20 protein-coding genes are annotated in these 25,616 nt (G+C 60.1%); 13 read left to right on the forward strand and 7 right to left on the reverse strand.

Features of this window, described 5'->3' with window-relative positions; all coding sequences use genetic code 11:
- Positions 1 to 43: 43 nt before the first annotated feature.
- Positions 44 to 919 (forward strand): LysR substrate-binding domain-containing protein, encoded by an 876-nt coding sequence (locus ACQZ6F_RS01590; RefSeq protein WP_449095744.1) that lies wholly within the window; start codon positions 44 to 46, stop codon positions 917 to 919.
- Here ACQZ6F_RS01590 and ACQZ6F_RS01595 read toward each other — a convergent pair.
- Positions 894 to 1,886 (reverse strand): GlxA family transcriptional regulator, encoded by a 993-nt coding sequence (locus ACQZ6F_RS01595; protein ID WP_449095794.1) that lies wholly within the window; start codon positions 1,884 to 1,886, stop codon positions 894 to 896. The two genes, ACQZ6F_RS01590 and ACQZ6F_RS01595, sit on opposite strands and share 26 nt — an antisense overlap.
- 103 nt (positions 1,887 to 1,989) lie before the next feature.
- Between ACQZ6F_RS01595 and ACQZ6F_RS01600 the strand changes: the two genes are divergently transcribed.
- The 9 genes from ACQZ6F_RS01600 (at position 1,990) to ACQZ6F_RS01640 (ending at position 13,745) form a co-directional block, all read left to right on the forward strand.
- Entirely contained in the window at positions 1,990 to 2,892 is a 903-nt protein-coding gene (locus ACQZ6F_RS01600; protein ID WP_267551648.1) for a beta-keto acid cleavage family enzyme, read from the forward strand.
- 7 nt (positions 2,893 to 2,899) lie between these two features.
- Positions 2,900 to 4,390 (forward strand): carnitine 3-dehydrogenase, encoded by a 1,491-nt coding sequence (locus ACQZ6F_RS01605; protein WP_449095745.1) that lies wholly within the window; start codon positions 2,900 to 2,902, stop codon positions 4,388 to 4,390.
- Between the two features lie 12 nt (positions 4,391 to 4,402).
- Positions 4,403 to 5,563: an acyl-CoA dehydrogenase family protein gene (locus ACQZ6F_RS01610; protein WP_449095746.1), complete on the forward strand. Its 1,161-nt coding sequence runs from the start codon at positions 4,403 to 4,405 to the stop codon at positions 5,561 to 5,563.
- A gap of 4 nt (positions 5,564 to 5,567) precedes the next feature.
- Positions 5,568 to 7,625 carry an acetate--CoA ligase family protein gene (locus ACQZ6F_RS01615; protein ID WP_449095747.1) on the forward strand — a complete coding sequence of 686 codons (2,058 nt, stop codon included), beginning with the start codon at positions 5,568 to 5,570 and terminating at the stop codon, positions 7,623 to 7,625.
- 6 nt (positions 7,626 to 7,631) lie between these two features.
- Entirely contained in the window at positions 7,632 to 8,414 is a 783-nt protein-coding gene (locus ACQZ6F_RS01620) for a carnitinyl-CoA dehydratase (protein ID WP_449095748.1), read from the forward strand.
- A gap of 129 nt (positions 8,415 to 8,543) precedes the next feature.
- The gene (locus tag ACQZ6F_RS01625) at positions 8,544 to 10,133 is read left to right on the forward strand and encodes an ABC transporter substrate-binding protein (RefSeq protein ID WP_068392737.1); all 1,590 of its coding nucleotides are present in this window, start codon (positions 8,544 to 8,546) and stop codon (positions 10,131 to 10,133) included.
- 156 nt (positions 10,134 to 10,289) lie between these two features.
- The gene (locus ACQZ6F_RS01630; RefSeq protein WP_449095749.1) at positions 10,290 to 11,297 is read left to right on the forward strand and encodes an ABC transporter permease; all 1,008 of its coding nucleotides are present in this window, start codon (positions 10,290 to 10,292) and stop codon (positions 11,295 to 11,297) included.
- Complete coding sequence (locus ACQZ6F_RS01635) at positions 11,294 to 12,121, forward strand: ABC transporter permease (RefSeq protein ID WP_449095750.1); 828 nt, start codon at positions 11,294 to 11,296, stop codon at positions 12,119 to 12,121. The genes ACQZ6F_RS01630 and ACQZ6F_RS01635 overlap by 4 nt, the downstream gene beginning before the upstream one ends.
- Positions 12,114 to 13,745 carry an ABC transporter ATP-binding protein gene (locus tag ACQZ6F_RS01640; protein ID WP_449095751.1) on the forward strand — a complete coding sequence of 544 codons (1,632 nt, stop codon included), beginning with the start codon at positions 12,114 to 12,116 and terminating at the stop codon, positions 13,743 to 13,745. The genes ACQZ6F_RS01635 and ACQZ6F_RS01640 overlap by 8 nt, the downstream gene beginning before the upstream one ends.
- Before the next feature lie 3 nt (positions 13,746 to 13,748).
- Here ACQZ6F_RS01640 and ACQZ6F_RS01645 read toward each other — a convergent pair whose 3' ends face one another.
- Both ACQZ6F_RS01645 and ACQZ6F_RS01650 read right to left on the reverse strand, forming a co-directional pair.
- Positions 13,749 to 14,861, reverse strand: a complete 1,113-nt coding sequence (locus ACQZ6F_RS01645) for a thioesterase domain-containing protein (RefSeq protein ID WP_449095752.1) — start codon at positions 14,859 to 14,861, stop codon at positions 13,749 to 13,751.
- 269 nt (positions 14,862 to 15,130) lie between these two features.
- Positions 15,131 to 15,916 (reverse strand): helix-turn-helix domain-containing protein, encoded by a 786-nt coding sequence (locus ACQZ6F_RS01650; protein WP_449095753.1) that lies wholly within the window; start codon positions 15,914 to 15,916, stop codon positions 15,131 to 15,133.
- 121 nt (positions 15,917 to 16,037) lie between these two features.
- Between ACQZ6F_RS01650 and ACQZ6F_RS01655 the strand changes: the two genes are divergently transcribed.
- Together ACQZ6F_RS01655 and ACQZ6F_RS01660 are read left to right on the forward strand one after the other, a co-directional pair.
- A complete protein-coding gene (locus tag ACQZ6F_RS01655) occupies positions 16,038 to 17,618 on the forward strand; it encodes an ABC transporter substrate-binding protein (protein ID WP_449095754.1) in 1,581 nt (526 codons plus the stop codon).
- A gap of 21 nt (positions 17,619 to 17,639) precedes the next feature.
- Positions 17,640 to 19,643, forward strand: coding sequence for a CocE/NonD family hydrolase (locus tag ACQZ6F_RS01660; protein ID WP_449095755.1), 2,004 nt, complete (start codon positions 17,640 to 17,642; stop codon positions 19,641 to 19,643).
- A 1-nt stretch (position 19,644) separates the two neighbouring features.
- Here the strand turns inward: ACQZ6F_RS01660 and ACQZ6F_RS01665 are convergent, their stop codons facing one another.
- Positions 19,645 to 20,565, reverse strand: coding sequence for an alpha/beta hydrolase (locus ACQZ6F_RS01665; RefSeq protein WP_449095756.1), 921 nt, complete (start codon positions 20,563 to 20,565; stop codon positions 19,645 to 19,647).
- A 359-nt stretch (positions 20,566 to 20,924) separates the two neighbouring features.
- Between ACQZ6F_RS01665 and ACQZ6F_RS01670 the strand changes: the two genes are divergently transcribed.
- Positions 20,925 to 22,640 (forward strand): methyl-accepting chemotaxis protein, encoded by a 1,716-nt coding sequence (locus ACQZ6F_RS01670; protein ID WP_449095795.1) that lies wholly within the window; start codon positions 20,925 to 20,927, stop codon positions 22,638 to 22,640.
- A 51-nt stretch (positions 22,641 to 22,691) separates the two neighbouring features.
- Here the strand turns inward: ACQZ6F_RS01670 and ACQZ6F_RS01675 are convergent, their stop codons facing one another.
- From ACQZ6F_RS01675 to ACQZ6F_RS01685, 3 genes are all read right to left on the reverse strand, one after another.
- Positions 22,692 to 23,090 carry a (R)-mandelonitrile lyase gene (locus ACQZ6F_RS01675; protein ID WP_077468149.1) on the reverse strand — a complete coding sequence of 133 codons (399 nt, stop codon included), beginning with the start codon at positions 23,088 to 23,090 and terminating at the stop codon, positions 22,692 to 22,694.
- A 164-nt stretch (positions 23,091 to 23,254) separates the two neighbouring features.
- Positions 23,255 to 24,886, reverse strand: coding sequence for an FGGY-family carbohydrate kinase (locus tag ACQZ6F_RS01680; protein WP_449095757.1), 1,632 nt, complete (start codon positions 24,884 to 24,886; stop codon positions 23,255 to 23,257).
- Positions 24,886 to 25,614 (reverse strand): SDR family oxidoreductase, encoded by a 729-nt coding sequence (locus ACQZ6F_RS01685; RefSeq protein WP_174074308.1) that lies wholly within the window; start codon positions 25,612 to 25,614, stop codon positions 24,886 to 24,888. The genes ACQZ6F_RS01680 and ACQZ6F_RS01685 overlap by 1 nt, the downstream gene beginning before the upstream one ends.
- Positions 25,615 to 25,616: the final 2 nt, after the last annotated feature.

Genomic DNA, 25,616 nt, shown 5'->3' on the forward strand with positions numbered 1-25,616 from the left:
GAATAGTAGAGATAGTAGCTATCAGAAATATTTGTGACCTGCGATGCACGATCCCATCGAAAGCGATTTGCTCCGGACCTTCCTCGTCATCAGCGAGACGTCGAATTTTTCCATCGCCGCGCAGCGCATCGGCCGCACGCAATCGGCCGTCAGCGCCCAGATCAAACGCCTGGAGGAAACGATCGGCGAGACGCTGTTTGACAGGAACGCACGCGGAGCTGTCCTGACCCGGGCGGGTAATCAGTTACTCCCCTATGCCCAGAGGGTCATCGAGCTTCTGAACGAAGCGGCGGCGACCATCCGTACCAAGCCGCTTGACGGGCCGGTGCGGATCGGAATTCCGGAAGAGTATAGCCAGACCATCCTGCCCGCGGCACTGGCCGCCTTTGCTGTCAGGCACCCGGCTGTCGAAGTCACAGTTTCCTGCGATTACACCGCGCACAACCTCGCCGCCCTGGAGAAGGACGAGCTGGACCTTGCTGTCGTCTTCGACTGGAGCAACCAGAACAAGGGCGAAGTCCTCTGTATCGATCCCACAGTCTGGGTAACATCCATGGTGCATCGGTTGCACGATGCCATACCATTGCCCATCGCAACCTATCGGAATTCGACATGGGCGCGGGATTTCGCTCTGCGCTCCCTCGAGCAACAGGGCCGTGCCTATCGCATCGCCTTCATCGCCGATACCAGTTCCGGCCTGAAGAACGCGGTTTCTGCCGGGCTCGCGGTGACGACCCTGTCCCGCAGCAATATTCCGCATGGATGCCGGGAACTGACGAGCGAAGATGGTTTTCCGCCCGTCGATTCCTCGCGCGTCGTACTGCGCCGCAATCCCTATCATTCGAGCGAGGCAATCCAGGAACTCGCCGAGAGGGTGCGGGAAGCCTTTCAGCCTATGTCGGCTCTGCCGCAGCCGTAGCGCGGCCGCGCAGCCTGCGACGGGTACCGGACGGGCTTTCGGAAAAGCTTGCCCGGTAACTGCGGGAAAAGGCAGAGGCCGAGTTGAAGCCGGTTGCGGCAGCGATCTCGGCAAAGGAATCCTTCGTCTCGATCACCTTGCGCCGCGCGGCGTTCAGCCTTAGCGCCAGATAGTGCACATGCGGCGGCGCCCCGATGCTATCCTGAAAAAGCGCCTGCAGATGGCGGGCGCTGAGGCCGACGCGGCGGGCCAGACGCGTGAGCACCAACGGCTGCTCGATATGGTCTTCCATGAGGCGGATGGCCTGGGCAACGCGCGGGTCCCGCATGCGCAGGCCGGCCGTCGAAGGCGACAGCTCCGCCGCACTCTGGGTGGATGCCGGTTCATAGATGAACAGACGGCTGACCTCGAGCGCCAGCGAATAGCCTTGCCGCCGGCGGATGATTTCGAGCATCAGATCGACCGTCGGCAAGGAACCCGCCGTGGTGATGCGCTTGCCGTCGATCACAAAGCGGTCCTTCACCGCCTTCACGTGCGGATAGGCAAGTGCGAAGTCGTCGAAATCCTCCCAATGAACGGCGGCCGAGACATTGTCGAGAAGGCTCGCCTCGGCCAGCAGCCAGCTACCGGATTCAATGCCGGCGATCATCGAGCGATGACGCGCGGTCTGCGATAGCTGCATCTTTAGAGCTTGCGTGGCGCTGCGCCGCCAGTTGTAGCTGGCGAGCACGAAGAGCGGCGCAGTCTCTGATGTTGGTCTGAAGCCGCCAGACGCAGGCACCGGGATGAGGCTGGTCGTCTCCACAGGCGAACCGTCAAGCGTAAACAGTTGCCAGCGATAGAGTTCCGCCCCGGAAATGCGATTGGCCCCACGCAGCGGCTCGATCACCGACGCGATCAGGATCAGGTTCGTTTCCGGCAGGACCAGCAGATCGATATCAAGGGGTGCGTTGGAAGGGTTCAGCATCGGCATCGTTTCGAATTTCCGATAATGTATCGGTTGCTTCCGATAATGCAAAGCATGAAGATGCCGCATGCCTCGTAATGTCCTCAATACGAGGGAGAACAAAATGCCTCTTGCGATGAACCGCGATGTCTTCATCACCTGTGCCGTGACCGGCGCCGGCGATACGGTTTCGAAATCCAGCCATGTTCCGATTACTCCCAAGCAGATCGCGGATTCGGCGATCGACGCCGCCAAGGCTGGGGCGGCAATCGTTCACTGCCATGTCCGCGATCCGGAAACAGGGGCTGCCAGCCGCCGCAACGATCTCTACAGGGAAGTCACCGACCGCATACGCTCGGCCGACGTCGATGTGGTGCTGAACCTGACGGCCGGCATGGGCGGCGACCTGATTTTCGGGGATGTCGAACGCCCATTGCCCCTGAACGACAAGGGCACGGACATGGCAGGCGCCTCCGAGCGCGTGAGCCACGTCGCCGAATGCCTGCCGGAGATCTGCACGCTCGATTGCGGCACGATGAACTTCAGCCTCGGCGATTATGTCATGACCAATACACCCTCGATGCTGAGGGCCATGGCGAAAAAGATGACCGATCTCGGCGTGCGCCCGGAGATCGAGGCTTTCGACACTGGGCATCTCTGGTTCGCCAAGCAGCTTGCCGAGGAGGGTCTCATTGAGGATCCGGTTCTCATCCAGCTCTGCATGGGCATCCCCTGGGGGGCGCCCGACGACCTGAACACCTTCATGGCGATGGTCAATAATGTTCCCAAAAGCTGGACCTTCTCGGCCTTTTCCATCGGCCGCAACGCCATGGCCTATCCGGCTGCCGCGATCCTGGCCGGCGGCAATGTCCGCGTCGGGCTGGAAGACAATCTCTATGCCGGAAAGGGTGCGCTCGCGACCAACGCGCAGCTCGTCGAAAAGGCCGTGCAGGTGGTCGAAGGTATGGGCGCGCGCATCATCGGCCCCGAAGATGTCCGCAAGAAACTGAAATTGACGAAGCGCTGAGGCCCCGATGACCAAGATCAACAAGGCGGCCTGCATCGGCGGCGGCGTTATAGGCGGCGGATGGATCGCCCGTTTCCTCTTGGCAGGCATCGACGTCGATGTCTACGACCCGCATCCGGAGGCAACCCGCATCGTCGGTGAAGTGCTTGCCAACGCCGAAAAAGCCTATGCGATGCTGACCGGCGCGCCGCTTCCGCCGCGCGGCAAGCTGACATTCCGGGATACGCTGGAGGCGGCCGTCGCCGGCGCCGACTGGATCCAGGAAAGCGTGCCTGAGCGACTGGATCTCAAGCGCAACGTGCTGACGCAGATCGATTCTGCCGCAAAGCCCGATGCCTTGATCGGTTCCTCCACATCGGGGCTTCTGCCGACCGATTTGCAGCGCGACATGCGCCACCCGGAGCGCCTGTTTGTCGCCCACCCCTACAATCCGGTCTATCTGCTGCCGCTCGTGGAAATCGTCGGCGGCGAAAAGACCAGTGCCGCGACGATCCAGGCCGCCATGGACAGGCTGCCACCAATCGGCATGAAGGGCGTGCATATCGCCAAGGAAATCGAGGCTTTCGTCGGCGACCGCCTGCTGGAAGCGCTCTGGCGCGAGGCGCTTTGGCTGATCAAGGACGACATCTGCACCGTCGAGACGCTTGACGATGTCATCCGCTATTCCTTCGGCTTGCGCTGGGCGCAGATGGGTCTGTTCCAGACCTATCGCATCGCCGGCGGCGAAGCCGGCATGCGCCACTTCCTGGCGCAGTTCGGCCCGGCATTGCAGTGGAACTGGACGAAGCTGATGGATGTCGTCGATCTCGACGACGCACTCGTCGAGAAGATCGGCCAGCAATCCGACGAACAAGCCGATGGGCTGTCGATCCGCGAACTTGAGCGCATCCGCGACGAAAACCTCGTCGGCATCTTCCAAAGCCTAAAGGCCAGCCATGGCGGCAAGGGCTGGGGCGCCGGCAAGCTGCTGAAGGATTTCGAGCAGCATCTTTGGGCTGCTGGTGGCGGCGAGAAGCAGGGTTTCGACGTCTCGAAGCCGCTGCGCCTGATCGACACCAAGGTCAGCCCGGCCTGGGTCGACTACAACGGCCACATGACCGAGCACCGCTATCTGCAGGTCTTCGGCGATACCTCGGATGCGCTTTTGCGCCTGATCGGCGTCGATCTCGCCTATGTCGCGCGCGGCCACAGCTACTATACGGTGGAGACGCATATCCGCCACATCGGCGAAGCCAAGCTCGGGCAGGCCATCCACTCGACGGCGCAGATCCTCGGCTCCGATGAAAAGCGGCTCCATGTGTTCCATACACTATACGACACCGCGAGCGGCGATCTGATCGCCACCGCCGAACAGATGCTGCTGCACGTCGACGCGAAAGCAGGCAAGGCCGTTGCAGCACCGGAGGAGGTGCTGGCGAAATTAAGGCCGATCGCCGCTGCGCATACGGACTTGCCAATGCCGGAGGGAGCCGGCCGCTATGTGGGACAAAAACGCTAGGAGGAAGCGATCGTGAATTTCGGACTCAGCGAAGAACAGGAAATGATCGTCAAGACGGTCCGGGACTTCGTGGAGACGGAGATCTATCCGCACGAAAACGAGGTCGAGCGCACCGGCATCGTGCCGCCCGATCTAGGGCAAGACATCAAACGCAAGTGCATCGAACTCGGCTTTTATGCCTGCGGTTTTCCCGAGGAAATCGGAGGCGCCGGCCTCGATCATCTGACCTTCACGCTGGTCGAGCGTGAACTCGGCCGCGGCTCGATGGCGCTGACGGTCTTCTTCGGCCGCCCCTCAGGCATTCTGATGGCCTGCGAAGGCGAACAGCGCGAGCGTTATCTCCTGCCGGCCGTGCGTGGTGAACGCGTCGACGCACTCGCCATTACAGAGCCGGACGCCGGCTCCGACATGCGCGGCATGAAATGCGCAGCAAGGCAGGATGGCGATGATTTCGTGCTCAACGGCACCAAGCATTTCATCTCCCATGCCGACGTCGCCGATTTCGTCATCGTCTTTGCGGCGACCGGCGAAGAGGAGACTGCTAAAGGCGTCAAGAAGAAGATCACCGCCTTCCTGGTCGATCGCGGCACTGCGGGCTTCGAAATTCTGAAGGGCTACGATTCACTCTCGCATCGCGGCTATCACAATTGCATCCTGAACTTTACCGATTGCCGCCTGCCGAAATCGCAGGTGCTCGGCGAGGTGCATCGCGGTTTCGATCTTGCCAATGACTGGCTCTACGGCACGCGGCTGACAGTCGCCGCGACCTGCGTCGGGCGGGCTCGTCGTGTTTTCGATCTTGCCCTGCCCTATGCTGCCGAGCGCAAGCAATTCGGCAAGCCGATCGGCGCCAATCAGGGCGTGTCGTTCAAGCTTGCCGACATGATCACCGAGATCGATGCGGCTGACCTGCTGACGCTATCGGCTGCCTGGAAGCTCGATGCCGGCATCCCGGCCAATCGCGAGATCGCATCGGCCAAGCTCTACGCCTCGGAAATGCTTGCCCGGGTTACCGACGAAGCCATCCAGATCTTTGGCGGCATGGGGTTGATGGACGACCTGCCGCTTGCCCGCTTCTGGCGCGATGCCCGCGTCGAGCGCATCTGGGACGGCACCTCGGAAATCCAGCGGCATATCATAAGCCGTGACCTGCTTCGGCCATTCGGAGCATGACGACATGATGCAACGCCCGCTCGACCGCCTCATCAGACCCAGAACGATCGCCGTCTTCGGCGGCCGCGAGGCACGACGGGTCATCGAGCAATGCGATCTCATGGGATTCGCCGGTGAGATCTGGCCGGTGCATCCGACGCAGGAAAGTGTGCTCGACCGCCGATGCTATCGCTCAGTGGCAGAGCTGCCGGATGCGCCGGACGCAGCCTTCGTCGGCGTCAACAGGACACTCACGGTGCAGATCGTTCGTGAACTCTCCGCCAAAGGCGCCGGTGGCGCTGTCTGCTATGCCTCCGGGTTCAGCGAGGCGGTTTCGGAGCTGGCGGACGGCGCCGAGCTGCAGCAGGCTCTCGTCGAAGCCGCCGGCGATATGCCCATCGTCGGCCCCAACTGCTACGGCATGATCAACGGCCTTGATGGCGCCCTGCTCTGGCCCGATCAGCACGGTATAGTGCGCACCGAGCGCGGCGTCGCGATCCTCACCCAATCCTCCAACATCGCAATCAATCTCAGCATGCAGAAACGTGGCCTGCCTATCAGCTATCTGATGACGGCGGGTAATCAGGCGCAGATTGGTCTTTCGGATCTCGCACGGGCGGTTCTCGAAGATCCTCGCGTGATGGCGGTCGGCCTGCATATCGAGGGATTTGGCGATATAAGATCTCTTGAGGCTCTGGCTGCCCGCGCTCGCGAGCTGAAAAAGCCGGTGATCGCGCTGAAGGTCGGCAAGTCCGAACAGGCCCAACACGCGGCAATCTCGCATACGGCATCGCTTGCCGGCAGTGACGCTGTGGCAGAGGCCGTTCTGCATCGCCTCGGTATCGGCCGCGTCACGACGCTGCCGGAGCTGATCGAAACACTGAAACTGCTGCATGTCGCAGGCCCGCTTGAGAGTAATGCCATTTCCTCGATGAGCTGTTCTGGCGGCGAGGCCTCGCTGATGGCCGATGCGGCGGTCGGTCTCAATATCGAGTTCCGCGCCCTGAAGGCCGAACAGCTGCCTGCGCTCCGCGCAAGCCTCGGCCAGATGGTGACGCTTTCGAACCCACTCGACTATCACACCTTCGTCTGGGGCGATCTGGCGCGGCAGACAGAGGCTTTCAGTGCGATGTTCGCCGGCGGCTATGCCCTCAATCTACTCGTGCTCGACTTCCCGCGCGAAGATCGATGCGACGGGGCCGACTGGATGATCACCGTTGCAGCGGTTGCCGCAGCGGCCAAGCAAACCGGCGCGCGTGCCGGTATTCTAGCGACACTGCCCGAAAACATGCCGGAGGCAATCGCGCAGCAATTGATCGAAACCGGCATCGTGCCGCTCTGCGGCATCAGCGAGGCACTGGCGGCGGCTGATATCGCCAGCGGAATCGCCGATGCCTGGAAGAGACCGCAACCATTGCCGCTCCTTAGTACCCCGAGTGAAGCGGGCGAAATGGAGACCCTGAGTGAGGCTGCGGCCAAGGCCGAGCTTGCGGCTGTTGGACTTATAGTTCCGCATGGAAAAACCGCCGCAACGGCGAGCGAGGCGGCCGACTGCGCGGAGCAGCTCGGTTTCCCTGTCGCTCTCAAGGCGCTCGGCGTCGAACACAAGTCCGAGGTGGGCGCCGTCAAGCTCAACCTATGGGATAGAAATGCCGTTATAGATGCCGCCGAAGGCATGGCTCGTGTCGCGCATGGATTTCTCGTCGAACGCATGATCGAGCGCCCACTCGCGGAGCTGATCGTCGGAGCGGTTCGTGATCCCGTCGTCGGCCTGACACTCACGGTCGGCGCAGGCGGGATCCTCGTGGAATTGCTCGAAGATTCCATCGTTTTGCCGCTCCCCGTGACGAAAGCCGAGGTGTTGGACCGGATTTCCCGGCTGAAGGTCCGGAAATTGATCGAAGGCTATCGCGGCGGCGCGGGCACCAATATCGAAATGGTTGCCGACGCCGTCGTATCAGCGGCAGAATATGTCGTAAAGAATGCCGCACGGCTTGAAGAACTGGACATTAATCCATTGATGGTTCTACCAGAATCTCGTGGCGTCGTAGCTGCGGATGCTCTCATCCGGCGAAGGAGGTAGCAGAAGTTGCAAGACCCCATTCGCACCCGAAGCGAGAACGGTATTCTCGAAGTCGTCATCGACAGGCCGAAGGCCAATGCCATAGACTTGGCGACCAGCCGCAAGATGGGGCTGATCTTTCGTGACTTCCGCGACAATCCGGATCTGCGCGTCGCCATTATCACCGGCACCGGCGAGAAGTTCTTTTCCGCAGGCTGGGATTTGAAGGCAGCCGCCGCCGGCGACGCGGTTGACGGCGATTACGGCGTCGGCGGCTTCGGCGGCCTGCAGGAGTTGCGCGACCTCAACAAGCCGGTTATCTGCGCCGTCAACGGCATCTGTTGCGGCGGTGGACTGGAGATTGCGCTTTCGGCTGATCTCATCATCGCTGCCCCCCATGCGACCTTCGCATTGCCCGAGATCCGTTCGGGCACCGTTGCCGATGCGGCCTCGATCAAATTGCCAAAGCGCATCCCCTATCATATCGCCATGGACATGCTCTTGACGGGCCGCTGGCTCAATGTCGAAGAGGCGCATCGCTGGGGTTTCGTCAACGAGATCGTCCTGGCCGACAAGCTGATGGATAGGGCATGGGAACTTGCACGGCTGCTCGCAAGCGGGCCACCGCTCGTCTATGCGGCCATCAAGGAAATCGTTCGCGAAGCTGAGGGAACGACGTTTCAGACTGCCATGAACAAGATCACCAAACGGCAGTTTTCGACCGTCGACATCCTCTATTCGAGCGAGGATCAATTGGAAGGCGCACGGGCTTTCGCCGAAAAGCGGCCCCCAGTCTGGAAAGGAAAATAACGGCGGCGGCAATCGCTACATCTTCCCGCATGATCGCGGGCAAATCGGCTTCACACGGAAGAGGAAACCGTTTCGTGAGGCACGCTGCCCGGGAATTCTGTCAACATGGCAAGAAGAAGGAACAGGGGAATGAACGACTATACGAAGTATCTGGCAAGCCGCGTCACCGCGGGCGGGCTCAGCCGCCGCGAATTCATGGGACGCGCCATGGCAGCCGGCGTCACTTTGACGCTCGCCGACAAACTCTTTACCGAAAGTGCAATGGCAGCCGAACCGAAGCGCGGCGGCCATCTGAAGCTCGGCCTCGAAGGCGGTGCGGCAACCGATTCCAAGGACCCGGCGAAATTTCTGTCTCAGGTCATGTTCTGCATCGGCCGCTGCTGGGGTGACATGCTGGTGGAATCCCACCCGCTGACCGGCGCCGCCGTCCCGTCGCTTGCCGAATCCTGGGAACCGTCGAAGGACGCAGCCACCTGGACCTTCAAGATCCGCAAGGGCGTCAAGTTCCACAATGGCAAGGATCTGACAATCGACGACGTCGTCGCCACGCTCAAGCGCCACACCGATGCGAAATCGGAATCCGGCGCGCTCGGCGTCGTGAAGTCGATCAAGGAGATCAAGGCTGACGGCGACAACCTCGTGTTGACGCTGACAGAAGGCAACGCCGACATGCCGTTGCTGCTGACTGACTACCATCTCGTCATTCAGCCGAATGGCGGTTATGACGACCCCTTGGCCTCGATCGGCACAGGTCCCTACAAGATGGTCAGCTTCGAGCCCGGCGTGCGCGCCACGCTCGAGCGCAACAAGGACGACTGGCGCACGGATCGCGGCTTTGTCGACAGCGTCGAAATCATCACGATGAACGATGCGACGGCGCGTATCGCTGCTCTCTCGTCCGGCCAGGTGCACTACATCAACCGCGTCGATCCGAAGACCGTCGATCTTCTGAAGCGCGCACCGACCGTCGACATCCTGTCCACGGCCGGCCGTGGCCATTACGTCTTTATCATGCATTGCAACACAGCGCCGTTCGACAACAACGACCTGCGCATGGCGTTAAAATATGCCATGGACCGCGAAACCATGGTCAAGAAGATCCTCGGCGGTTATGGTAAGGTCGGCAACGACTTCCCGATCAACAGCACCTATGCTCTCTTCCCCGAGGGGATCGAGCAGCGTGCCTATGATCCGGACAAGGCCGCCTTCCATTACAAGAAATCCGGTCATAGCGGTTCGGTGCTGCTGCGCACCTCCGAAGTCGCCTTCCCCGGCGCCGTCGACGCGGCTGTCCTCTATCAGGAAAGCTGCAAGAAGGCCGGGATCAACATCGAGGTCAAGCGCGAGCCGGGCGATGGCTACTGGACCAACGTCTGGAACGTGCAGCCCTTCTCCACCTCCTACTGGGGCGGTCGTCCCACGCAGGACCAGATGTACTCCACCGCCTATCTGTCGACGGCGGACTGGAACGACACGCGCTTCAAGCGCCCCGACTTCGACAAGCTCCTGCTTCAGGCCCGCTCCGAACTGGACGAGGCCAAGCGCAAGGAGCTTTACCGCGCCATGGCAATGATGGTGCGCGACGAAGGCGGCGTTATCCTGCCGATGTTCAACGATTTCGTGAACGCCTCCACCAAGAAGGTGAAGGGCTACGTCCACGATATCGGCAACGACATGTCGAACGGCTACGTGGCGACTCGCGTCTGGCTTGACGCATAATGCCGGAAGCTGGGCGGCAACGCCCTCATCTCTGACGAAGCCGGGACCGCGGAGACTCTTCGCGGTCCTCCCGACGTTTAGAGCAACTCCCGGAAAAGTGCGCAGCGGTTTTCCGTCCGGAATTGCGTAAAGCAACAAGAGCGCGAGGCATCGGCCATGTCCAATTCACCCCCCGGAACCGTTCTGCCCGGGCTGAGGTTCAAGCAGCGTTTTCCGCTGCTGTCCCTGATCATCGAGCGCTGCCTGCTCAGCATCGTCCTGCTGTTTGCGGTCTCCATCCTAATCTTCGGCGGGCTCGAAGCCCTGCCGGGCGATTTCGCCACCACCTATCTCGGCCAGTCGGCGACGCCGCAGGCAGTTGCCAATATTCGCGCCGACCTCGGCCTCAACCGGCCCGTTGTCACCCGTTACGTGGAATGGCTCGGCAATGCCGTGCAGGGCGATTTCGGCACCTCCTGGGCCAGCAAGAACTCGGTGAGCGAACAGATCGGCAAGCGGCTTGGCAACTCTCTGTTCCTGGCCGGTTTCGCCGCGCTGATTTCGGTGCCGCTCGCCGTCGGCCTGGGCATGCTGGCTGTTCATTTCAGGAACCGCATGCCCGACAAGATCATCAACGTCATCTCGCTGGCGGCAATCTCGCTGCCGGAATTCTTCATCGGCTACTTGCTGATCATGTTCTTCTCGGTCAAATTCGGCATCGCGACCTTTCCGGCAACCGTCTATGACGGCATGAGCTTCATCGATCGGTTGCAGGCGATCGCGCTGCCCACGGCAACGCTGGTGCTGGTCGTGCTCGCGCACATGATGCGCATGACCCGCGCAGCCATCCTCTCCGTCATGTCGTCGGCCTATATGGAAACGGCGGAGCTCAAGGGGCTGTCCGCCTTCCGCGCCATCGTCAAGCACGCCGCGCCCAATGCACTGGCGCCGATCATCAACGTCATCGCGCTGAACCTTGCCTATCTCATCGTCGGCGTCGTGGTCGTCGAAGTGGTCTTCGTCTATCCCGGTATGGGCCAGTATATGGTCGATGCCGTGACGGTGCGCGACATGCCCGTCGTCCAGGCATGCGGGCTGATCTTCGCCGCCGTCTACATCTTCCTCAACATGACGGCCGATATTCTCGCCATCGTTGCCAACCCCCGTCTGAGGCATCCACGATGAGATTGAGAGATATCCCCATTACCGCCTGGATAGGCATCATCGGTATCCTGATCGCCTTCATCTGTGCGATCTTCGCACCCTGGATCGCCCCCTATGGCGAAACTGAAGTCGTCGGCAACGTCTGGCAGCCTGCCGACGCGCAATACTTCTTCGGTCTCGATAATCTCGGCCGCGATATCCTGTCGCGTCTGATCTATGGCACCCGCACGACGCTGTTCGTGGCGCTGGCGGCAACGATCATCTCCTTCTCGCTCGGTATCATCCTGAGCTTCACCGCTGCCGTCTCGCGTGGATTGATCGACACGGTCTTTTCGCGGTTCAACGACCTGATGATGTCGATCCCGACGCTGATCTTCGCGCTGGTGGTGCTGGCCGTGCTGCCGCAGAACCTTATCGTGCTGATCCTCGTCATGGCCATCCTCGATTCCACCCGCGTCTATCGCCTCGGTCGGGCCGTGGCGCTCGATGTCGCGGTCATGGAGTTCGTGGAAGCGGCCAAGCTGCGCGGTGAAGGCAAGATCTGGATCATCTTTCGCGAGATCCTGCCGAATACGCTGTCGCCGCTGCTGGCGGAATTCGGACTGCGCTTTGCCTTCTCGATCCTGTTCCTGTCCACCTTGTCCTTCCTCGGCCTCGGCATCCAGCCGCCTTCGGCAGATTGGGGCGGCATGGTCAAGGACAACAAGGATGGCATCATCTTCGGCATCTCCGCCGCTCTCGTGCCGGGTTCCGCCATCGCGGCGCTCGCTGTCTGTGTCAATCTGGTGGTCGACTGGCTCTTGAAGCGCACCTCCAGCCTCAAGGGAGGGCGTGGCGATGCCTGAGCTTCTTTCCGTTCGCGATCTCAAGATCGAGGCAACCAGCTATCCGCCGGGCGAACCACCGAAACGCGTCACCATCGTCGACGGCGTGTCCTTCGATCTCCAGAAGGGCAAGGTGCTCGGCCTGATTGGCGAATCCGGCGCCGGCAAGTCGACTATCGGCCTTTCCGCCCTCGCCTATGGTCGTGGCGGCGCCGAGATCACCGGCGGCCAGGTGCTGCTCGATGGGGTGGATATCCTGCCGCTCGGCAAATCCGGCATCCGCAAGATCCGCGGCGCCCGCGTCTGCTATGTCGCCCAATCGGCGGCGGCCGCGTTCAATCCGGCGCACCGGCTCGGCGATCAGGTGATCGAAGCGACCGTCAAGCACCGTCTGATGACGAAGGAGGAAGCCAAGAAGCGAGCGCTCTATCTTTTCCAGGTGCTAGGTCTGCCCAACCCGGAAACCTTCGGCGAGCGCTATCCGCATCAGGTCTCCGGCGGCCAGCTCCAGCGTGCCATGACCGCCATGGCGCTCTGCTCCAATCCCGAACTGATCGTCTTCGACGAGCCGACGACCGCACTTGACGTCACCACGCAGATCGACGTGCTGGCAGCCATCAAGCACGCGATCGAGGAGACGCACACGGCAGCGCTCTACATCACTCATGACCTTGCGGTCGTCGCCCAGATCTCCGACGACATCATGGTGCTGCGATACGGCAAGACGGTGGAATATGGCAGCGTGCAACAGATCATCGAAGAGCCACGCCAGGACTACACTCGCGCGCTCGTCAATGTTCGCCAGGCGGCGCGAGACGAGGCTGCCGATCAATCTGGATCCATTCTGAGAGTCGAAAATATCAGTGCGCAATACTCAAACGGTTTCAAGGTATTACACGACGTTTCTCTACACGTCCCTAAGGGGCAGACGCTGGCCGTCGTCGGTGAATCCGGTTCGGGAAAATCGACGCTTGCCCGCGTCATCACGGGCCTGCTGCCGCCAAGCGACGGTCAGATTTCCTTCGACGGCAAACCACTGACACCGGCCCTGAAGAACCGCTCGCGCGAGGAATTGCGGCGGATACAGCTGATCTACCAGATGGCCGATACCGCCATGAACCCCCGCCAGACCGTGCGCGATATCATCGGTCGGCCGCTGACTTTCTATGACGGCTTGCGTGGCTCGGCGAAGACGGCACGCGTGAAGGAACTGCTCGACCAGATCGAGATGGGCAACGGCTTCATCGACCGCTATCCGGCCGAGCTTTCCGGCGGCCAGAAGCAGCGTGTCGCAATCGCCCGCGCCCTCGCCGCCAAGCCGGAGCTCATCCTTTGCGACGAGCCGACCTCGGCGCTCGATCCGCTGGTTGCCGAGGGTATCTTGAAGCTGCTGCTGAAGCTGCAGGAGGAGACGCATCTCTCCTATATCTTCATCACCCACGACATCGCCATCGTCCGTGCCATCGCCGATAGCGTTGCTGTCATGCATCGCGGTAAGCTCGTGCGCTTCGGTCCGAAATCGCAAGCGCTGTCGCCGCCGTTCGATGACTATACGGATCTGCTGTTGAAGTCGGTTCCGGAAATGGAAATCGGCTGGCTGGAGCGCGTGTTGACGACGCGGAAGATGGAGAGTGCGGGAAACTGAAGGTCAACGCATAAGGCGGTTGCCGAGCTTACGGCCTAGCGTGCTGGCATTGCGCCCGACAATCATGCTCTGGTGATTGCCTGGAACGTCTATCCAGTCCGCATGGACAAGAAAGCGTCCCCATATGGACTTCGGATCGCAATCGACCGGAGAGCCTTGAAGACTGCGATAGAAGGTGAGCTCCCCGTCATAACGGCTTGGCTTGTAGACACCTTTCATCCGGAGAAGCTGTCTGGCAGCGGCGTCGTAAAGTGGGGGATAATCCCCCATCCATTGTGGTGCCAGCTCGGGATAATAGGCGGTACGTGGATCGGCATAGCGGAAAGAGAGGGGTTTCAGCTTTCTTGCCAGGTATTCTCCTCGCCCGATAGCCGGCAAGCTCGGCCTGGCCTGTGTTTGGTCGCCTGCCGGAGGACCTGATTTTTTAAGGTTCTTCTTTCTGTTGCGCGCTCTTCGCCAGCGTTGCCACATGAACTTGGCCCAGGTCGTCAGCGGCCACTCCTGCTCGCCAAACGGGGTATCGAGCATCCCGAGGAACGCGATCTCCTGCCCCTGCGCCCGCAGCGCGCGCGCCAGTTCCAGAGCAAAAACACCGCCGAAAGAATAACCGAGCAATCGATAGGGTCCCTCGATCCCCGTCGCCTGTAACGCTTTCAGCGTGCTTTCAACCTCATCTTGCACGGTTGCCGGGTATTGACGACCGCGGTTGAAGGCCGTCAGGGCGACGCCGAGGATCGGCCCCGGGAAGCTGATTTCCTTGATGAGCTGCTGCATTTCCAGAAAGCAGCTTGCTCCCCCGGCGAATACCAGCAAAGGCGCCACATCATTTTGCCCGCTCCGCAGCTCAATGATTTTCGGTGAGGCCGACAGGTTTTCGTGGTGGGAAATTGCAAAGCCGAGTGCTTCAAGGGTGCGGTGGCGATAGAATACGTTGACATCCATCTCCTCTCCGGTTTCACCCCACCAGTGCTTTATGAAATTCAAGGCTCGGTTGACTGAAACAGCGTCGGGAATGTCTGCGGCGCGATCCAGATTGATCTTCGCTTCCTGGCGAAGCAGATCGTCAAGATAAGTAGGCCGGCTGGAATCTACATCCGCTCTCGTGGAGAAAAGCATCTAGGCACCCCAAATGTCAAAGCATGCGCCGCCGAACGATATGATAGATAGTATTCTTATAAAGTGATCATTAATATATTGCGTAAAGACCTGGCTTATTCTTCTGTTTTAAGAATTTTCACCGACGGAGAATCGAAACACCAAGTCATAGGTCTCTCAGGGCATTGCGATGGCAAACACCCCACCACGCAATCTGTGATACTAAAATAGCATGCTATTGGGTCTCAAATTCCACCCTGGATCGCAGGCCGGTTCGGCAACCGGCAGCATCAATACTCTGCCGGCACAGCATAGACTTCGGCGGATGGGTCCGTGAGGAACGAGCGCACCGTGGGTGGCAGTTTGCGTGACGATAGCGGCAGTGGTCCGCATCGCGATAGAAGTTCACGCAAATCGGGCTCGGCGCCGACATGCCGCCAGATCATCCGCGAAGCATAGGGGAGATTTTCCTTTCGCCATGAGACACCCATGGTCGTTCCGCGCAAATAGACCCGCTGGTGCTCGTCGAACGGCAGGAGGATCGTCTGCGACAACATGGAATTCGGACCGATGACACGCTCCGTAATGAAGATCCGGTTCCTGTAAAACGCCGCTAAACCCACATATTTCGAAAACTGCTGGATGCCATTTCCAAGATCCCGGAGACGCTCCATGGACTTGACACGCACCAAGCCGCCCTGCTCGCTAAGGCGACTGCAGGAACACACGACCATCCCCGGCCAGGATGGGGAACGATGATAGGTCTGGAAATAGCCGAGATGGCGTCTGAGAGCCGCGAGATTTCCCGGAAACGCCTTGAAAAGCTCGGAACCTTCATGGGGTCCGACGGAAGGTCCTCGAAGCCGCTCGCGAAAAAGTTTGGGTGCGAGCAGAAAATCCGCTGAATCGAGATCGAAATAGTTGGCAATCCTGGCCAGGTTATGGGCAGACGGTCTCGTTTCGCCATTGATGTATCGGTTGAATTGCTGCCGGTTGATATCAATTGCACGGCAAACATGCGAAATGGAGCGCTGCGTGGCACAGGCACTCTTCAGGTTCTCTACCAGGTGAGGCATCACTAGCTCCGTCTTAACCATCCCAGCGTAAACTCGCTTAAAACTGCGTCAAGTCGCGAAATTGCTTGAACAAGACCGGCCTCTACGTTCCCTCCTAACAAAATTGAAAAAGGGAACTGCAATGATGCCTCAAAAGGATCAACTTTCGGATCTGAAAATCGGACGCCGCCGCTTTCTCGGCGGTGCCGTCGCCCTCGGTGCCTTGCCGGGCCTCGCCTCGAGCCTCCTGATGCCGCGTGACGCTCGCGCTCAGGAGACGAAGCATGGTGGCCATCTGAAGCTCGGCCTCAAGGGCGGTGCCACTAGCGATGCACTCGATCCGGCAACTTACAGCGCATCCGTATTGTTCGTCATTGGCCGCCTCTGGGGCGATACGCTTGTCGAATCCGATCCCAAGACCGGCGCGCCTTTGCCGTCATTGGCGACTTCATGGACGCCATCGGCCGACGCATCCGTCTGGACCTTCAAGATCCGGAACGACGTGCAGTTTCATGACGGCAGCAAGATGACCGTCGCCGACATCATCGCCACGCTGAAGCGGCATGCGGACAAGAATTCGCAATCAGGCGCTCTCGGACTGATGGCCTCGATCACCGGCATCGAGGAAAAGGCGGGCGATCTCGTCCTGACGCTCTCGGAAGGCAATGCGGACCTGCCTCTGCTTCTGACCGACTACCACCTGATCATCCAGCCGAAGGGTGGCGTCGAGAAGCCGGCGGCCGCTATCGGCACCGGTCCCTACATCCTGAAAAGCTTTGAACCCGGCGTCCGCGCCACCTTCGAGAAGAACCCCAAGGATTGGCGCTCGGATCGCGGTTTTGTCGACAGCGTGGAAATACTCGTCATCAATGACAACACCGCCCGCATTGCAGCGCTTGCCTCTGGTCAGGTTCACTTCGTCAACAATGTCGATCCGAAGACGGTCCCGATGCTCAAGCGGGCGCCGAAAGTCGATATCGTCCGCAACGCCGGCAAGGGCTTCTACTGTTTCCTGATGCATTGCGACACGGCGCCTTTCGACAATGCCGATCTTCGGCTCGCGCTGAAATATGCCATCGACCGACAGTCGATCCTCGACAAGGTGCTGGGCGGCTACGGAACGATCGGCAATGACTATCCGGTCAATGCCAACTATGCGCTTGCGCCGACGGATATCGAGCAGCGCCCTTATGATCCCGACAAGGCCGCCTTTCATTTCAAGAAGTCGGGCCTCGATCGCCCGGTTCAGCTGCTCACGTCAGACGCAGCCTTTCCGGGCGCCGTGGATGCGGCGATCCTGTTCCAGGAGAGTGCGCGCAAGGCCGGCATCACACTTGATGTAAAGCGCGAACCGGAAGACGGCTACTGGACCAACGTCTGGAACAAGCAGCCTTTCTGCGCCTCTTTCTGGGGTGGCCGCCCGACCCAGGATTCGCGCTATTCCACCTCCTATCTCTCGACCGCGGAGTGGAACGACACGCGTTTCAAGCGCCCCGACTTCGATAAGATGGTGCTGCAGGCAAGATCCGAGCTCGATGACACCAAGCGCAAGGCGCTTTATCGGCAACTGGCGCTGACGGTGCGAGACGATGGCGGTCTGATCCTGCCCGTCTTTAACGATTACATCATGGCCGCCTCGAAGACGCTGAAAGGATATGTCGACGACATTGGCAATGATATGTCCAATGGCTATATCGGCAGCCGCGTCTGGTTCGATGCTTAAACATCCTCGGGATAAATGATCATGTCAGACCGCAACTTCACTACTATCGAAAATCACTGGATCACCCTCAAGGACGGCACGCGCCTCGCCGCGCGTATCTGGATGCCGGATGAGGCTGACAGCAACCCCGTGCCCGCCGTCTTCGAATTCCTGCCCTATCGCAAGCGGGACGGAACCAGCCCTCGCGACGAATCCACCTACCCGGTCTTCGCCGCCGCCGGCATTGCCGGCGTTCGCGTCGACATCAGAGGCTCCGGTGAATCCGATGGCATCATCGATGGCGAATATACCGAACTCGAGCTTGCCAATGCCTGCGAGCTGATCGCCTGGATTGCGGCGCAGCCCTGGTCCAACGGCTCGGTCGGCATGATGGGCATCTCCTGGGGCGGCTTCAATTGCCTGCAGGTCGCCGCTTTGAAGCCGCCGGCGCTGAAGGCCGTCATATCGATCGCCTCCACCGTCGACCGCTACAATGACGATATCCACTACAAGAACGGCTGCCATCTCTCCGCCCAGCTTTCCTGGGCGGCAACCATGCTGGCCTATCAGTCACGCGCACCCGATCCGGCCATCGTCGGTGAGCGTTGGCGGGAGATGTGGCTGGAGCGCCTGGAGCAGGAGCCCTTCTTCATGGAGGAATGGCTTGAGCATCAGCGCCGCGACGACTTCTGGCGGCATGGTTCCATCTGCGAGAATTTCGCTGAGTTCGATATTCCGGCCATCGTCATCGCCGGCTGGGCGGACGGCTATCGCAATACGCCGTTATTGGCTGTCGAAGGCCTCGGCGACAAGGCGAAGGCATTGATCGGCCCCTGGGTTCACAAATATCCGCATTTCGCCTGGCCGAAGCCGCGCGCCGATTTCCACGGCGAGGCTATCGCCTGGTGGAACTGCTGGCTGCGCGGCGAGCAAAATGGCGCGGAAAACATGCCGTCGGTTCGCGCCTACATCCTTGACGCCATTAAACCCGCGAGGCGACGCGATTTCGATCCCGGCTTCTGGATCGCCAAGGAAGAATGGCAAAAGCCTGAGATGCAGTGCTTCTATGTCGAGCAGTTCGGCACTCTGATGGAAGGCATGCCGATCCCGCATGCGCCGGAGCATCCCGTCTACCTGCGCTCGCCACTCGACACAGGCACGGCCGCAGGCGAATGGTTCACCCTGAAACCGGACGCGGAACTGGCGATCGACCAACGTCTCGACGATGCCGGCTCCCTCACCTTCCAGACGGCGCCGCTTGCCGAGGATCACGACTATCTCGGCCGCCCGGTCATCACGCTAACGCTGCGATGCGATGCCGACACCGCCAATCTCTGCGCGCGACTTGTCGATGTCCATCCGGACGGCACGGCAACCCGTGTCTCCTTCGGCGTGCTCAATCTCGCCCATCGCAACGGCAATGCCGAACCAGAGCCGTTGAGCAAGGGCGAGCGAACCACAGTCACGCTGACGCTCGATGCCTGCGGCTACCGTTTCCGCAAGGGCCATCGCATTCGCCTGTCCCTGTCGACGTCCTATTGGCCGATGGTGCTGCCACCTCCGGAAAATCCAGGCCTGACAATCGATCTGGCTTCCATCGGCCTTGGCCTGCCATTACTCGGCGAACATGACATCATCGATCTGAAGCAGCCTGATAATCCCGATCCCCTGCCGAAATACATCGAGCATGCGCTAGGATCGACGAAACGGCAGGTACTCCGCGACCTCTCAGCGGGGCGCACTCGCTATGAAATTCAAGAGGATACTGGCCTTTCTGAACATCCCGGTACAGGTCTTTCAACGCGCCAGGCACGCGAAGAGGTCTGGTCCATTGCACCGGATGATCCGCTCTCGATGACGGGTATCTCGATCTGGACCTGCGACATGAAACGGCCGAACTGGTTCGTCCGCACCGTCGCAACATCGGCCATATCCTGCACGGCAACCGACTGGGTCATCAGCGCCTCAGTAATCGCCTATGAAGGCGAGATGCAGATCTTTGAGAAGATCTTCGAGGAGAAGCGTATCCCCCGCGATCTGATGTAGATCATCGCGAGCCTGCAAACCGGCTTGCCGCCGCACATATGGCGGCAAAGCCGGCGCGGGCCCCCTCGCTCATATGCCTTGCCCGCAGCCAGGCGTGTACCATCTGCGGCTCCTCACGGAACCAGACCTCAACGCCCGCCTGCGCCAGCCGCGCCGCATAGTTGCGGCCGTCGTCACGCAGTGGATCGAAATGGGCAACCGTGATGAACGTGGGCGGAAGGCCGGCAACAGAAGGCAAGGCAAGCGGCTCGGCAATGGGATTGCCCGATGGGGCCTGCAAGACGCTGCGGTAATAGCTGACGTCGGCCGTCGTCAGCCCTGGCGCTTCCGCCATTTCCAGATACGAGCCCGAAACGAGGTCGCCGCCGAGTGCCGGATAGATCAGGATCTGGCCGATAATTCCCGAAAGGTCCTCAGCCTTGGCGCGAATGGCCAATCCGGCCGCCAGATTGCCGCCGGCGCTATCGCCGATCAACACAATCTCTTTGCCCTCCGCGAGCAATTGTCTGAGGACACTGAAACAATCATCCGTCTGTGCCGGCCATCGATGTTCCGGCGCAAGACGATAGTCGACCGAGACAAGTTCCGCTCCGACATGGTCGGCAATCTCGGCACAGATCGCATGATGGCTATCGAGCGAGCCGACGACGAAGCCGCCGCCGTGAAGATAAAGCAGGCAGGTCGCGGTGCGGATGTCGGCTGGATGATAACGCCTGACGGGAATTGCCCCCGCCACGAGTTCATCACCTATGCGTAAGCCATCCGGCAACGGCCGATCGAAGCGAGCGCATAGCGCATCATACCATTGACGCTGCTGCTCTATCGAGGCGGAGACGGCATCCGGTGGATAGAAGGAGTCGCCGATCTCCATGAACTGCAAGATGCCTGCTTCGGTCGGCATGGGACGCTGCGGAGAATCCATTCGAAATCCTCAATATTCGCGGGCCCATTAAATAGCATGGCTCCTATTCAAACGCATATCTGCCTGCGGCTGCAGTCGTTATCGTAACGACATTGTGGATTCATACCTCCACAAGCGCTCAAAAAATAAAGCTTCAGGTAGAGGGTAGCACTATACACTTTCCGCTTCCATGTCCGTTTTGCGCAGTAATTTCTACCAGGAAATGCAGAATTAGGAACACATTAAGCTTCCTAGAGCATTTACCCATGCAAAAAATACTTTTTGTCGGCAGTAAGATCACTCCTGAAATCAAGTCGCCCTATCGATTTTACATCGCCCAAAACGCATCAATTCACGTCATGGAATTAGGAGACTTTCATATGAAAGCCATGTCATTGAATTTCGGCCTCGAAGCAACCGCTGTACTTACCGCGATCGATAAGTCGATGGCCATCATCGAGTTTGATATTTCCGGGAAAATCCTGACGGCGAACGCCAATTTCTGCCGCGTTTTCGGATATGATCTGAAGGAAATCATCGGCCAGCATCATCGCATCTTCGTTGCGCCTGCGGAAGCAGCGGCGGCGGAGTATGCACAATTCTGGGCAAAGATGGCGCGAGGCGAATTCGACAGCCGCCAGTACAGACGACTTGGCAAGGGCGGCAAGGAGATCTGGATAGAGGCCACATACAATCCGGTGCGCAGGGGCAAGAAATTCCGTAAGGTCGTAAAGATCGCCGCAGATATCACCGCTGCCAAATTGAAGAGCATCGAGGACGCCGGCAAGCTCGACGCGCTGTCGCGCTCACAAGCCGTTATCGAATTTACACCGGATGGCCGCATCCTTGGCGCAAACGAGAACTTTCTGCAAACCTTGGGCTACGAGCTGTCGGAAATACAGGGCATGCACCACTCCCTGTTTTGCGACAAGGCCTATAGAGGCAGCAACGAATACCGCCAATTCTGGAACAGGCTCGCCCAGGGTGAGTTCATTGCCGACGAGTTCATGCGCATCGGCAAGGGCGGCCGGAAAGTCTTCATCCAGGCATCGTACAATCCGATCTTCGACACGGATGGCAGGGTCTTCAAGGTCGTGAAATTTGCGACAGACGTGACCGGCCGCGTCAACAATGTCGAAGCGCTGGGTGGCGCGCTCGGACAGATGTCCGACGGTGATCTGACGCAGCATTTGGCAACACCGTTCATTCCGACACTTGAAAGGCTACGCACCGATTTCAATGGTGCGGTCGGCAAGCTGCATGCTGCCATGCAATCCGTAGCCCGTGCCGCTGGCACGATTTCCTCTGGCACTCAGAGGATTCACGAAGCATCCGACGATATCGCCAAGCGCTCCGAGCAGCAGGCGGCTTCGGTGGAAGAAACGGCCGCAGCGCTGGAAGAGATCACCACCACCGTTGCCGACTCCAGTCAAAACGCCGATGCTGCCGGCAAGCTTGTACGGGAAACTCGGGAAAGTGCGGCCCATTCTGCAACCGTGGTGCGTCGCGCGATCGATGCCATGGGTCGGATAGAGACCTCGTCCCAGGAGATCACCAATATTGTCGGCGTGATCGATGAAATAGCCTTCCAGACCAATCTGCTCGCCCTGAACGCTGGCATAGAAGCTGCGCGTGCCGGCGATGCCGGCAAGGGCTTTGCCGTTGTTGCCCAGGAGGTGCGTGAACTTGCGCAGAGGTCAGCGGTCGCCGCCAAGGAGATCAAGGATCTGATTGCGCTTTCGAGCGACAATGTGCAGAGCGGCGTGGCTCTGGTTATGGAAACCGGTTCTGCCCTTGCAACAATCGAGTCCCAGGTTCAAAGCGTCGATGGCAATGTCTCGATGATCGTGGGTGTGGCAAAGGAACAGGCGGTAACCCTCAAGGAAGTCAGCAGCGCTGTTGGCGTGCTGGATCGCGGTACGCAGCAAACGACGACCCTCGTGCAGGAATCAGCTGCGGCCGCACTTGTCCTCGCGGCCGAGGCTGAGAATTTATTCGAGCTGCTGAGCTTGTTTCAGTTGGAACGCCCTTCAGCGAGACAGGCGCATTCTGACCTTGATGCCGCAGGAAGGTTGCCGCGAAGAGCAGTGGGATAACGCTCGGCTTCTTGCGCCTTCACACGTTTCTGACGACGGGAATATTACAGATCATTCCCCCTGATATTGCTCGTCCGTCACATGCTCCATCCAATCGACGACCTTGCCGTCGAGATGTTCGTGGATGGCAATATGCGTCACGGCTGTGGTTGGCGAAGCGCCATGCCAGTGCCTTTCGCCCGGCTCGAACCAGACGACGTCGCCCGGGCGGATCTCTTCGATCGGGCCACCTTCCCGTTGGACCCGCCCGAAACCCGCGGTGACGATCAGCGTCTGGCCGCGCGGATGCGTATGCCACGCAGTCCGCGCGCCCGGTTCGAAGGTGACGCTGCTGGATGCGGCGCGCCGCGCTTCGTTCTCTGCAAACAATGGGTCGATACGCACAGTGCCGGTAAACCAGTCCGAAGGGCCCTTGCCTGATGGTTGCGAGCCGTTCCTGTTGATATCCATGGTCCACTCCTTTGTTGGGATGGGCCGCATGCTGCGGCGGTGAACCTGTAATCTAGTTTATATGCGGCCGCAGCATAGATGCCGAATGACGTTTGAAGCTATTTTTGAACAAGATGCCGACCTCGCCTCCGCCGGCATCAGCGATGGAGGCGAGTTGATGACATCTACGACGCCATCAGCGAGCGGATGCTTCGATCGGCCGATTGCAGAAGTTCGAATGCGGCATAGCGACGGTCGTGTTGCGTCTTGATAGGCCTATCCGCCGGAACAAACACTTCCGCCAGCCTCGACATCGCCGCCATCGCCTCGGTCAGGGAGCCGTAGCGCTTGCCTGCCGTGGCACCAAGCATGGCAGCGCCGAGAAGAACAGGTTCTTCGGTATCGGTGACGGCGACCGGTCTATTGGTCGTATCGGCCAGAAGCTGGCGTACAAGCCCACTCTGGGCGGCACCACCACTGGCGACGATGAGATCGCAGCCGATGCCATCCTGCGCCAGCTTTTCCAGCAGTTGCCGCAAGCCATAGCCGATGCCGCAAAGGCCAGCGACGTAAAGTGCTACCAGATCGTCTATCCCTGTTTCCAGTGCCAGACCGGAGATGACAGCGCGCGCATCGGGGTCCGCATAGGGAGATCTATTACCCAGGAATTCCGGCACGACCTGAATGGATTTCGCGAGCGCAATCGCATCCGACGCATTCTTGCAGGCCGCAGTCGCCTGTCGGTCGAGCCAGGCAACAAGAGAGAGCCCTTCGGCCTCGGCCTTAGCACGCGCTTCGGCTGCTGCCGGATGCATGGTGACGAGATGGTCAATGGCGGCTCCCGCAGCCGACTGCCCGCCCTCGGTCAGCCACAGACCGGGCACCATCGCCGAATAATAGGGACCCCAGACGCCATCGACGAAAACCGCCGTCTCGCTCGATGCCATCGAGCACGCCGAGGTGCCGAAGACATAAGCGAGCCTGTTCCTGATATCGGCGTTGCCGTCAGCATCCTGGCCGCCCAAAGTGCCGACACCGCCGGCATGGGCGTCGATCAGCGATGCGCCGACGGGCGTGCCGGCAATCAGACCCAAATCACGTGCGGCAGCTTCGCTCAACCCATCGCCCAAGGCGGCGCCAGGCTCGACGATTTCGGTGCCAATCCGCTCGAAACCTTCATCCGCCAGCTCTCCGAGGCCGATATCCCTGAAGTACTGAGCATCCCAACGCTTTTCATGGGCGAGATAGGTCCACTTGCAGGTCACCGTGCAGACCGATCTCTGCAATGAACCCGTGGCGCGCCATGTCAGATAATCGGCGAGGTCGAAGAAATGGTCAGCCGCTGCAAAGGATTGCGGCAGGTTTCGCTTGAGCCAGAGAAGTTTCGGGGTCTCCATCTCCGGCGAGATGCGGCCGCCGACATAGCGCAGCACGGCGTGATTGCCGGCATTGATTTCCTCGGCTTCGCCGGCGGCGCGATGGTCCATCCAGACGATGATGTTGCGTGCGGGATCGCCCGAGGGGCCGACGGCGATGGGCGCGCCATCCGCCTTGATCGTCACCAGCGAGCATGTCGCATCGAAGCCGATGCCGGCAACGGCGGATGCCGCTATTCCAGCCGAAGCGACGGCTTCCTTGACGCTGTCGCAAACCGCTTTCCAGATCTGCTCGCTGGACTGCTCAACAATGCTGCCAGCCTCGTGCCAGATGGTGATCGCGCGCTTGGCCGATGCGAGCAGATGTCCGCTCGCGTCGAAGACGCCGGCGCGGGCGCTGCCTGTCCCGACGTCGATGCCGATGAAATAAGATGCCGTCATCAGAGGTCCGTACTCAATGGCAGGATCACCAGATCCCGAATGACAATGTTGCGCGGCCTCGATAGCATGAACAGCACAGCCTCCGCCACCTCGGATGCCTCCATCAGGCCGCCTGCGGCGATGGCCTCATCGAGCTTTGCCTGCGGCCAATCGCTGATGAGTGCGGTCACCACCGGCCCCGGTGCAACGGCGCCGACGCGGATGCCATGCTTGGCGACCTGACGGCGTACGGTGTGGACGAAGGCCTGAACTGCGTGCTTTGACGCCGTGTAAATCGGCTCCCAGACCACCGGAACGAGACCGGCAATCGAGCTGGTCATGATGATGTCGCCGGTCTTGCGTTCAACCATGTGCGGCAGCACCATCCGGACCGAACGGAATGCCGCGTTGATGTTGAGATCCAGCATCCGATCCCAAGCGTCCGGATCGCCTTCCACCACTTCACCGCCGATATAGGCGCCGGCATTGGCATGAAAGATATCGAGCTTGCCGAATTTTTCCAGGATCTGCGGCATCATGGTAGCGACACTTGCAGGGTTCAGAAGATCGACGACGACCGGATGGGCATTCGGGCCGAGTTCGGCGCAGAGGCTTTTCAAGGTGTCCTCGGCCCTGTCGACGAGGGCGACGCTGGCGCCCTCGTTCAAAAGCGACTTGGCGCATTCCAGGCCAATCCCGGAGGCGGCCCCGGTGATGGCGGCGACTTTACCGGTAAAATCCTGTCTCATAT

This window comes from Rhizobium sp. A22-96 (assembly GCF_053521805.1).